9 protein-coding genes are annotated in these 10613 nt (G+C 44.9%); 8 read left to right on the top strand and 1 reads right to left on the bottom strand.

Annotated elements, in window-relative coordinates:
• The 4 genes from ACR0QE_RS11855 to ACR0QE_RS11840 form a co-directional block, all read left to right on the top strand.
• Positions 1-265, top strand: a 265-nt coding sequence (locus ACR0QE_RS11855; protein ID WP_432628556.1) for a hypothetical protein, incomplete at its 5' end; no start/stop codon positions are given.
• Entirely contained in the window at positions 246-731 is a 486-nt protein-coding gene (locus ACR0QE_RS11850; protein ID WP_432628555.1) for a Mov34/MPN/PAD-1 family protein, read from the top strand. The genes ACR0QE_RS11855 and ACR0QE_RS11850, both read left to right, overlap by 20 nt.
• Positions 715-1542 (top strand): hypothetical protein, encoded by an 828-nt coding sequence (locus tag ACR0QE_RS11845; RefSeq protein ID WP_432628554.1) that lies wholly within the window; start codon positions 715-717, stop codon positions 1540-1542. The genes ACR0QE_RS11850 and ACR0QE_RS11845 overlap by 17 nt, the downstream gene beginning before the upstream one ends.
• Positions 1543-1983: 441 nt before the next feature.
• On the top strand, positions 1984-3285 hold the full coding sequence (locus ACR0QE_RS11840; RefSeq protein WP_432628553.1) for a S8 family peptidase: 1302 nt from the start codon (positions 1984-1986) through the stop codon (positions 3283-3285).
• 206 nt (positions 3286-3491) lie between these two features.
• On the opposite strand, the gene ACR0QE_RS11835 is transcribed toward ACR0QE_RS11840, so the two are convergent.
• On the bottom strand, positions 3492-5090 hold the full coding sequence (locus tag ACR0QE_RS11835; protein ID WP_432628552.1) for a D-alanyl-D-alanine carboxypeptidase family protein: 1599 nt from the start codon (positions 5088-5090) through the stop codon (positions 3492-3494).
• 219 nt (positions 5091-5309) lie between these two features.
• On the opposite strand from ACR0QE_RS11835, the gene nrdD reads away from it, so the two are divergent.
• The 4 genes from nrdD to ACR0QE_RS11815 all read left to right on the top strand — a co-directional run.
• Complete coding sequence (gene nrdD, locus ACR0QE_RS11830; RefSeq protein ID WP_432628551.1) at positions 5310-7499, top strand: anaerobic ribonucleoside-triphosphate reductase; 2190 nt, start codon at positions 5310-5312, stop codon at positions 7497-7499.
• Between the two features lie 121 nt (positions 7500-7620).
• Complete coding sequence (locus tag ACR0QE_RS11825; protein ID WP_432628550.1) at positions 7621-8760, top strand: amidohydrolase; 1140 nt, start codon at positions 7621-7623, stop codon at positions 8758-8760.
• Positions 8761-9169: 409 nt separating this feature from the next.
• Positions 9170-9580 (top strand): IS200/IS605 family transposase, encoded by a 411-nt coding sequence (gene tnpA / locus ACR0QE_RS11820; RefSeq protein WP_432628549.1) that lies wholly within the window; start codon positions 9170-9172, stop codon positions 9578-9580.
• A partial coding sequence (locus tag ACR0QE_RS11815; protein ID WP_432628548.1) for an RNA-guided endonuclease TnpB family protein occupies positions 9531-10613 on the top strand: 1083 nt, incomplete at its 3' end. The genes tnpA and ACR0QE_RS11815, both read left to right, overlap by 50 nt.

Raw genomic sequence — 10613 nt, 5'->3', positions numbered from 1 at the left:
GTGTGGAAAGACTTACGTGCCATATGGAAATTTGGTTTCACTAAAAACAATGTTACTTTGTTTAAAGATGGTCAAAAATATTTTTGAAGAAAAGCTTGATGACAATTTACTGATATCTTTAAAAGGAGATAGTGACTATCTGGAAAAACATAATCTGGAAACATCTGGACGATATTTGCGACAACAGGAACAGATTAAAATATTGACTGGTAAGCAATTTGTAAATATTAATTGTGGTGTATGTAATGATTGTAACGGAAAGTAAAAACAGAAAAATAAAGATATGCGATCAAATATTGGAAGAAATATATAGTCAGATCCAGAAGAATGATTATGATCCGGAGAAAGGTGGAATTATAGTCGGACGGGAAAATCTGAATAATGAAAATATAATTCTTGAGTATATATCTAAACCATTAAAAAATGATATATGTACCAGAACCAGGTATACCAGAAAAGATGAAGGGCATTTGAAATATTTTGAAGGATTATATAATGAAAATAATGGCGTGTATGCATATTGGGGAGAATGGCATACACATCCGGAGGATATACCACATTATTCAATTATAGATTTAAAAAACTGGAAACGTATTGGTAAAGAAGATCCTAAGGGGGTACAATATCATATCATTGCCGGACGTAAGGCATTCAGCGTATGGAGAATGCAAAAAGGAAAGCTTTGCCCGAAAAAAATATGTGAGGTAAAATGGAATGAAATCAATTTATGAAAGGATAAAAAATAATATCAGACCAATATTGCAACTTCTGTTGCTTGGCGGTGTGTTCTTTGCTCCGAGAATATTTAAAATTACAGAGTTAATAAAGACCCCGCCTAAGCTGGAAGCGTCACAAAAAATATGTGATTATGTTTTTTACTTTGCTTGGAAAGGTGGAGATTGGGCAATTGGTGTTTTCTTTTTAATAGTAGTATTGTTTATAATTAGAAAGTGGAATAAAACATATATGTTTAATAGAGGAAACTATTATAAACAGTACAGGTATGGGTGGTATCGGATATGTTCAAAGATATTGGGGTACTCGGAATGTAACCTTATTCAGGTGCCGATATATATGCAATTTAAACTGGTGCTGAATGATACGTTCGACAAATATAATTGCGGAGAGTTTGACAAAAAAGAAAATGATACCATTTCAGTAAGTAAATCAAATTTTTCGCATGAAACAGATGAAGTGAATGTAATGATTTCTGATACATATCCTCTTTCATTGAGCCAATTACCGGAAATAAAGAAAAATTTACCGACATTATTAATATCGCGTAATAATACTAATGATTTTAACAGATATGATAGTCCTGGATTAGTAAGGTGCGTTGTTAATGAAGTCAGGAGTTTAAATAATAATATAAAAAAAGTAAATGTTTATGCTACAACTAATCCATTAAATACAAAGAATATTGCCAGCAGTGCTTTTAAACTTGGAGGAAGAGATAATTTTAATGAAGTAAGAGTTTTCCAACAAGAAAGGGAAGGAATAAGAAAATTTAATAGTAAGGGAATTGTCGTTTATAAAAGATAAGTCAGTGATAACACCATGATAACAAAATCCCCCAAAACCACACGGACACAACGGAAAATCCGGATTTTTCCCCACAAATCAAACGAAAAACCACCATTTGTACACCGTAATACGCCAGTCTGATATCGTGAGGGTGGTAGAACCGTAGGTTCAGGCCGTGTTGTTTCTATCATTGAGTAATTAGAATTTCTAATTATCCACTGTTTAGAGCGCGATAAATAGGAGAAGCGTCAAATGACAAGAAATCTTGTTGTTTGGCGCTTCTTTTTTATGCTATACTAAAGTGGCAGCTGTTCAGAAATCTGAAGCGTTGCAGAAAAGTCATTCTCGTATGAAAAAGCAGAATCATGAAAGGCATAAATGTGGGGCGCAGTTACTCCTTGCATAGGGTGGGAATCGCAGCAGGGAGCAACAGGGCGCGAAAAGGAGAGAGCTTCAGGTATGATAAAGAAGAATTGTAAGAGAATCGTTGCGCCGCTTCTGGCGGTGTTTCTGGCAGGGAATCTTCCGCTTGCCGTATATGCACAGCAGACGGAGACGAAAAACGGGGGGCAGAGGGTGAGAGATGAGGTGCCATTTTACACCCGCGTCTACGGACCGGGAGAGGATAATCTGTCTTCATCCGATCCCTATGCCCGCTATCAGTGGGGGCTCAAGAACGACGGGGAGCTTCAGTACGTGGAGATCCAGAATAAGTTTGAGAACAGCAATCCGGAGCTTGCGAAGCGGATTGATCTTGCAAACTATCTCGGGATTCCAGCCCCTGTCTCCGGTCCGGATGCCTACTATCAGGCGACAATCACCTCGGTGAAGGGAATTGACATCAACATCCTGCCGGCGTGGGAACTGTACGATCAGGATACGACATCGGAGCGCAGACAGGTGACGGTGGCAGTCATCGATACCGGAATCAACATCAAACACCCGGATCTGAAGGATTCGATCTGGACGAACGAGGGAGAGATCCCGGGGGACGGCATCGACAATGACGGAAATGGATATGTGGATGATGTGCACGGCTGGAATTTTTTCAACAATACAAACCAGATCTATGTGGGAAAAGAGGATGATCACGGCACACACGGTGCGGGAACGATCGCTGCAAGCCGGGGCAAAGACGGAATTGCCGGAATTGCGGACAATAAGTATGTGAAGATCATGCCGATCAAGGTGCTCGGAACCGATTATGGCCTCGGTGAGGAGGATGCGGTGATTCAGGCGATTCAGTATGCGGAGGCAAACGGTGCTTCGATCTGCAACCTGAGTTTTGGAACGACGACCTACTATCCGCATCTCGAACAGGTGATGAAGGACTCTAAAATGCTCTTTGTGGTATCCGCCGGAAATGGCGATGCGGCGGGAAAGGGAATCAACATCGATGAGACTCCCGACTATCCGGCATGTTTCGACAGTGACAACATCATTGCGGTGGGAAATCTGATCTTCGACGGAAACCTTGAGGCGAGCTCAAATTATGGGGTAAAGAACGTGGATATTGCGGCGCCCGGAACGTACATTGTGAGCACAGTCACAGACGGATATGGATTCATGTCCGGAACCTCGATGGCAGCGCCGATGGTGACCGGAGTTGCGGCATTTCTGTATTCGTACCGCACGGATCTGGAACTGAAAGATGTGAGAAGAGTACTCCTTGATTCTGCGAGAAAACTGGATACGCTCACGGATAAGGTTGCCTGCGGAGGAATCCCTGATGCATATGCGGCAATCACTTACGGGAAATAAGAAGGCGCAGTGATTCTGTTTGGAAGATGTCAGCAGAGCTGACCAGAATCACGCGCCAAGTCTCCGTGAGCGTCGATTTGAACACAGTGAAAAAATAAATACAAAAATAAAAATACGCCTGACCGGCAGTTACATCTGAGTGATGTAACCAGCGATCGGGCGTATTTTTTATTTTACAGGAAATTGCGTCCTATGAACGGTTATTCTTAAAAATCGTCCTCAGAATCATTCTCAGCCGGATCGGTAGTCTCCGGTTCGTCGGCATCATCGTCGTCATCATTCTCTGCTTCCGGAGTCAGTGCGATTGCTGTTCGCTGCTGCTGTTTCAGACGGGAATCACGCTCTCTGCGCTCAGCCATCATCTGCTCAAAGGCATCAGTTTCACCGGCCTCCTGGAGGCGCTGGCGACGGCGCTCTCTGCGTTTTTCCATCGCAACTTTCTCTTCGTGATGGCGGTACAGAATCAGGAAAATCAGCGCAAGCAGCAGAAGACCAACCACACAGAGTGCAATCAGAATTACCTTCTGGCCTGCTGAAAGATCAAGAGCCAGCCCTGAAGTCTGCTTATTCTCCGCTGTCTTTGTCTCGGAAACGGCAGTGGATTCTGTCTCAGAGACGGCAGTGGAGCTCTCCACCTCCAGCTCACTTGTCTCCGGCTCTGCGCCGTTTTTCACTTTCACTCCGTCCTTTGCGAGCAGAAAGGCTTTTCCGATCGCACGGTCATTGTAAGTATATTTCAGAACGGCTGCTGCATTTGACGGGAATTCCTCCGGCAGATAGTCGAGGGAGACTTCGGCATCGTCAAATGAGGCATCTCTCGGAAGGGTGACTACACGGTCCGGCTCAATCTTTAAATCAGATGCCTTGAAAGAACCGGTGTTTAAGTCAATCTTGTCATTTCCGGTCACATAGCGCTCTTCCGCATCTGCGATCACAACATTCTTGAAATTGTTGAAACCGAAATTGAGCAGTGCCTGTGCATCGAGGAAATACTGGCGAGGCTGACCCTTTAAGATGACGGAGATCAGACGGCGTCCGTCCTGCTCTGCGTAAGTCACAAGGGTATTTCCGGCAGCCTGGGTGTAACCGGTCTTTCCGGCTACAGCAGACGGTGTGTAGAACTCACTGGAAGAGTCTTCAGCGATTACAAGGCGGTGCTCCTGCTGGAGTGTCTTTCCGTTCGGATTGTTTGTCGTCGGAGCAGTCTTGTAATTGATTGTGGAACTGATCTTTAAGAGTTCCTCGTTATTGTAGGCAGCCTGACCGATCAGTGCCATGTCGTAGGCCGTCACATACTGGTCGCTGTTGCTCAGACCGGATGGGTTGGCAAAATGGCTCTCGGTGCAGCCGAGTTCCGCAATCTTCTCATTCATCATATCCACAAAACCGGAAAGGCTTCCGGCAGTGTGAATCGCAAGTGCATTTGCCGCCTGGTTGGCAGAGACGAGAAGCAGAGAGTAGAGACAATCCTCAACGGAGAGCTGATCGCCAGCGACGATGCTGAGTTTATTTCCGCTGTCCGGATCGACGCTGTTGACGGCCTCGGTTGTGAAATCGACAGTCTCGTCAAGCTTGCAGTTTTCGAGGACGACAAGAGCAGTGAGTAGTTTCGTGATACTTGCCGGTGCGTAGGGAACGTGGATATTCTGTCCGAAGAGAATGGCTCCGGAATCCATGTCCATCACAATACCTGCCTCCGCCTGAATGCCGGTGTCAGCTGGCCAGTCTGGTTTTGCGAATGCAGTGATCGAAAAGATCTGAAAAGCCAGCAGAAAACATAAGATTTTTCTTATTTGCTGTTTCAAGGGAATCCTCCTGTAATGTCTTGTTTTAGAAAAAAATTTGCGTAAAATACCCGCATTTTACAACTATTTTATCATAACTCATAGGAATAAAATATTCAACAAATATTGCAAAATTCCCCCTTTTCAGAAGAGTACTTTTGTAGTATGATATTACTCGCACCATATATAGTTGGACGAAAACAAATATTTAACAAGATATAGTAGGTAGGAGCGGGGAAGATGAGCACAGACGTGAAAAACAACGTAATTAAGCGAAATGGCAAGGAGGTTATCTTCGATGAAGCCAAGATTGTCAACGCGATTCGGAAGGCTAATCAGAGTGTGGACAAACTTCACCAGATGAACGATTATCAGATCAAGGCGGTTGCCGACACGATTGCCTCAACGGTTGACAAAGCGACTCATGCGATCAATGTGGAAGACATTCAGGACATGGTCGAGACCGGAATTATGGAGATGCGTGGTTATGAGGTGGCACAGAAGTATGTGCGCTACCGCTACAAGAGAGAGCTGACGAGAAAGTCCAACACGACGGACAATGGAATCCTCTCCCTGATTGAGCATATCAATGAGGAGGTCAAGCAGGAGAACTCGAACAAGAATCCGGTTATCAACTCCACACAGAGAGACTACATGGCTGGAGAGGTCAGCAAGGATTTAAGCCGCCGTGTGCTTCTGCCGGAGGAGATCGTGCATGCACATGAGGAGGGAATCATTCACTTCCATGATACGGATTACTATGCCCAAAAAGAGCATAACTGCGACCTGATCAACCTCGAGGACATGCTCCAGAACGGAACTGTGATCAGTGAGACGATGATTGAGAAGCCGCACAGCTTCTTCACGGCCTGCAACGTGACAACCCAGATTGTGGCACAGGTGGCGAGCAACCAGTATGGCGGCCAGTCCTTTACGCTGGCTCATCTTGCGCCGTTTGTGGACATCAGCCGTAAGAAACTGCGCAAGAACGTGATTGAGGAGCGCAAGGAGTGCGGAGAGTCCCTCGATGAGGCGATCATCGACAAGGTTGTCGAGAGACGTCTGCGCGAGGAGGTTAAGAGCGGAATCCAGACGATCCAGTACCAGCTGATCACACTGATGACCTGTAACGGTCAGGCTCCGTTTGTGACGGTATTTATGTATCTTGATGAGGTTCCGGAGGGTCAGACGAGAGATGACCTTGCCCTGATTATCGAGGAAGTGATGATCCAGCGCATGCAGGGTGTCAAGAACGAGAAGGGGGTATGGATCACCCCGGCATTCCCGAAACTGATCTATGTGCTTGATGAGGACAATATCACGGAGGATTCCAAGTACTGGCATCTGACTGAGCTTGCCGCAAAGTGCACGGCAAAGCGCATGGTTCCGGACTACATCTCTGCAAAGATCATGAAGCAGATGAAGAACGGAAATGTTTACCCGTGCATGGGATGCCGTTCCTTCCTGACGGTTGAGGATTCCCAGCGCAACGCAGACGGAAGCCACAAGTTCTATGGCCGTTTCAACCAGGGTGTTGTGACGATCAATCTGGTCGATGTTGCCTGCTCTTCTGACGGGGATATGGAGAAATTCTGGCAGATTCTTGAGGAGCGCCTTGAGCTCTGTCACCGTGCTTTGCGCTGCCGTCACGAGCGTCTTCTCGGAACAATCTCCGATGTCGCACCGATTCTCTGGCAGAACGGAGCGCTTGCCCGCTTAAAGAAAGGCGAGACGATTGACAAGCTGCTGTTTGACGGTTATTCCACGATTTCCCTCGGCTATGCAGGTCTCCATGAGATGTGCGTCCGCATGATGGGCAAGTCCCACACTTCCCCGGAAGGCAAGGAATTTGCACTGAAGGTGATGCAGCGTCTCAACGACAAGTGCGCGGAGTGGAAAAAGGCAGAGAACATCAGCTACTCCGTATACGGCACACCGATGGAGTCCACGACCTACAAGTTTGCAAAGTGCTTACAGAAGCGTTTCGGCATCATCAAGGGAGTGACCGACAAGAACTATATCACGAACAGTTATCACGTTCATGTGACCGAGGAGATCGATGCGTTCAGCAAGCTGAAATTCGAGGCAGAGTTCCAGAAGCTTTCCCCGGGCGGAGCAATCAGCTACGTTGAGGTTCCGAATATGCAGAACAACATCCCGGCGGTCCTGTCTGTGATGAAGTTCATCTATGACAATATCATGTACGCAGAGCTGAACACGAAGAGCGATTACTGTGAGTGCTGCGGTTACGACGGTGAGATCAAGATTGTCGAGGATGAGACCGGCAAGCTGATCTGGGAGTGCCCGAACTGCGGAAATCGCAATCAGGACAAGATGTCTGTTGCACGCCGTACCTGCGGATACATCGGAACCCAGTTCTGGAATCAGGGAAGAACTCAGGAAATTCGTGACCGTGTGCTTCATCTGTAAAATAAAAGTTGTTTTTTTGATGCGTAAAAATCAAATAACAGCCCCGTGGCAGACTCAAAGTGAGTGCAGTCACGGGGCTTTCCTATAATCAGATCAGGTGGTAAGTGGGGGGAAAAGAAACATGGAAAGAGACTGGAATGAATTGTTCTGCTGGTTTCATCGACATCCGGAAATCGGCTTTCAGGAGTATGAGACAACGGCAAAAATCCGTGAGATTTTGAAGGAAGAGGGGCTTACTCTGCATCCTGCTGAGCTAGAGACTGGCGTCATCGCGGTGGTAGAAGGAAAAAAGCCCGGGAAGACAAATGGGAAAACCATTTGCTTTCGGGCGGACATCGATGCGCTTCCGATTGAGGAAAAAACGAATCTTTCTTATGCGTCGGAGCATCCGGGATGTATGCATGCCTGCGGTCACGATTTTCACACAACGGTGGCGCTGAAAGTAGCCTCCCTTCTAAATCAAAGAAAAGAAAATCTGGCAGGTAGAATTTATTTTGTTTTCCAGCCCGCCGAGGAAGTTGCCAGTGGCGCAGAATATGTGCGAAAAAATGGATGTCTTCCAGAATTTTCAGAAGTTTTCGGCTTTCATGCAGAGCCGAGTCTTCGACCGGGGCAGGTATCGATCCAGTCGGGCAGTGTGATGGCAGCGGTGGACGGTTTTCGGATTGATATCCGCGGAAAAGGAACTCACGGAGCGACTCCGCAGTTGGGAGTCAATCCGATCACGACAGCCGTTTCGGTGGTGGAGAAACTTGGGCGCGTTGTTCCAGAGCAATTGAGCCCACTCCATGCAGGTGTCGTCAGCGTGACGCATATTGAGGGCGGAGCAACCTGGAATGTGATTCCGGAAACAGCCTTTTTGGAAGGAACGGTGCGGACGATGGATGGGCGGGATCGAAGCCGGATTAAGGAAGAGATCCATCGGATTGCAAGAGGAGTGGAACGGGAGGGGCGAGTACAGACAAAGGTAGATTGGCAGGAAGGCCCGTCGGCCGTCATTAACGATAAAGAACTGTGTGAGTCGGCAAGAGATCTGGCACAAAAACATGGTCTGCAAAATGTGGTTCTGGACCCGGCGATGACCGGTGATGATTTCAGCAAATTCGTCCCGGAGGGAAGCGATATAAAAGGTCTTTATATCAAGGTCGGAACAGGATCGAGTGAAAATCTGCACAGCGATCGGTTCAAAGTGGATGCGTCTGCCTTGGAGCAGACAGCGGAATTTTTAGCAGAGCTTCTGGAAAAGCAGGCTGTATGTTGAAATTAAAAATGAAAACTGCATAATAATAACATAAAAGGAAGCCCCGTGGCAGACTCGAAAAGAGAGTGCAGTCATGGGGCTTTAAATACAATTTGTTGATATGGCATCTGATACATTTGAGTCGTATCGGGGACTGGATAATGAAGACTATCGCCCATTTGGTATGTTGTTGTTGCATGTGGGAAATATTCTTTAAGATATTAAGCAGGAAATATCAGTTATTTCTTAAGGGCGTTGGTATATAAATCCTCGTGGTATTTAACACGCCGTGAGCAAGAAATCCCCCACCTCTAAGCAAACGTGTAGGTGGTGGGATGACTTGCGAGATACACGGCGTTGACTTTTATTTTTGATCGTATTATGATTTTCTTATCATTCAGTCGTAACTAACATAAGAGGTATTTATAATATGAATCTTGATACGAATAATCATTCAGTATTTTTACTAAATTATCATTTGATTATGTGCATTAAGTATCGAAATAAAGTGATTGATAATCCGATTTCAAATCGATTAAAGGAAATTTTTGAGTATATAGCACCGAATTACCATATCGAGTTGGAAGAATGGAATCATGACCTTGATCACGTTCACATTTTGTTTCGAGGACAGCCAAATACAGAAATCAGTAAATTTATTAATGCATATAAATCCGCAAGTAGTCGTCTCATTAAGAAAGAATTTCCTATGATAAGAAAGTCTTTATGGAAAGAGATGTTTTGGTCACAAAGTTATTGTCTGCTTACAACGGGAGGTGCAACCGTAGAAATTGTTAGAGAATACATCCAATCGCAAGGGGAAAAAAGGAAAAGCAAATAAAGCAATCAAATATCGACTGTATCCGACGAAAGAACAAGCAGAACTTTTTGCAAAAACATTTGGTTGTTGCCGAAAAGTTTATAACCTTATGCTTACGGATCAGAAAGAATCTTATGAAAAAACAGGAAAATTTGTGACGATTACACCAGCAAAATACAAGAAAGAATATCCGTATCTGAAAGAGGTAGACAGTCTGGCATTAGCGAATAATCAGTTGGATTTACAGTCGGCATTTCGGAATTGTTTCAGCACGACGCGAAAAAAGAAAAATGGATTTCCGAAATATAAATCAGCAAAACATAGTAGAAAATCTTATACAACGAATAATCAAAATGGAACGATTGCTTTGTATGAGAAAGAACTGAAATTACCGAAAATCGGAAAGGTAAAAGCGGTCATTCATAGAAAGCCAAGGGAGGGATGGCAGATAAAATCCGCTACGATTTCACAGGAATCCGATGGAAAATTTTTTGCCTCTGTTTTGTTTGAATTTGAGCCTCCTGTTTGTGATTATGTGGCGGATCTGGAGAATGTGATTGGTTTGGATTATGCATCAAATGGTCTGTATGTGGATCACAATGGTCAGATTGGAAGTAATCACAAATATTATAGAGAAAGTCAGGAAAAACTTGCAAAAGAGCAACGAAAACTTTCTCGAAAAGTGGGATCGAAAAAGAATGAAACAAAATCGAAGAATTATTTGAAACAATTGAAAAAGGTTAATAAGATTCACAGACATATTGCCAATCAGCGTCTCGATCATTTACATAAGAAATCAACTGAGATAGCCAATCAGTATGATGTCGTATGCGTAGAGAGTCTGAACATGAGAGCAATGTCGAACAGAGGATTTGGAAACGGAAAGGCAACACTTGATAATGGGTATGGAATGTTTCTTTCGATGCTTGAGTACAAATTATCCGATCGCAAGAAATATTTTGTGAAAGTAGACAAGTGGTATCCGAGTTCTCAGATTTGTCATTGCTGTGGATATCGCAATCCGCTTTTGAAAGATCTGAGAATTCGAGAATGG

Source organism: Brotaphodocola sp., assembly GCF_050873065.1.
In the GTDB taxonomy this organism is placed as follows: domain Bacteria; phylum Bacillota; class Clostridia; order Lachnospirales; family Lachnospiraceae; genus Brotaphodocola.
Note: the sequence above shows the minus strand (reverse complement) of the source record. Positions and strands in the feature narration are given on the sequence as shown.

Excerpts from the sequence above, each read along its gene's own strand:
- ACR0QE_RS11850 (WP_432628555.1), top strand. The coding sequence starts at position 246 with ATGATTGTAACGGAAAGTAAAAACAGAAAAATAAAGATATGCGATCAA.
- ACR0QE_RS11845 (WP_432628554.1), top strand. The coding sequence starts at position 715 with ATGAAATCAATTTATGAAAGGATAAAAAATAATATCAGACCAATATTG.
- ACR0QE_RS11840 (WP_432628553.1), top strand. The coding sequence starts at position 1,984 with ATGATAAAGAAGAATTGTAAGAGAATCGTTGCGCCGCTTCTGGCGGTG.
- nrdD (WP_432628551.1), top strand. The coding sequence starts at position 5,310 with ATGAGCACAGACGTGAAAAACAACGTAATTAAGCGAAATGGCAAGGAG.
- ACR0QE_RS11825 (WP_432628550.1), top strand. The coding sequence starts at position 7,621 with ATGGAAAGAGACTGGAATGAATTGTTCTGCTGGTTTCATCGACATCCG.
- tnpA (WP_432628549.1), top strand. The coding sequence starts at position 9,170 with ATGAATCTTGATACGAATAATCATTCAGTATTTTTACTAAATTATCAT.